General features: G+C 70.8%; 1 protein-coding gene. It reads right to left on the minus strand.

Going from position 1 to position 418, the window contains the following annotated elements; all coding sequences use genetic code 11:
- Nucleotides 1-418: cation efflux transmembrane domain-containing protein (locus tag V2J85_RS40870; protein ID WP_330824425.1), on the minus strand; the 418-nt coding region annotated here is incomplete at both ends.

A 418-nucleotide genomic window follows, 5' to 3' on the forward strand; every position in this document is an offset into this window, starting at 1 on the left:
ACGTACACGAGCAGCAGGCCGATCAGACAGGACGCGATCCCGTCCCAGACCCCCGACCCCGTCAGCTGCCCGCCGAGCAGCCCGCCCGCCGCCAGCAGCAGCCCGGCCAGCGCCGCCGAGTCCTCCATGACGACGGCCTTCACGGCGGTGTCGGGGGTGTGGCGCAGGTAGTACGTGTCCGGCACCCGCAGCCGGGCCGCCTCGCGCCGTACCTGTTTGACGCCGGTACGCAGGGAGTAGCCCTCCAGCGCGAAGGCGACGCCGAGGACGATGTACGAGATCAGCGGATCGCCCAGTTCCTCGCCCGCGATCAGGGTGTGCACCCCGTCGTAGACCGAGAAGACCGCACCGCCGACGAAGGTGGCGATGGAGGCGAGCATGGCCCAGATGTACCGCTCGGGGCCGTAACCGAGGGGGT

This window comes from Streptomyces bugieae (assembly GCF_036352915.1).
Taxonomy (GTDB): Bacteria; Actinomycetota; Actinomycetes; order Streptomycetales; family Streptomycetaceae; genus Streptomyces; species Streptomyces endophytica.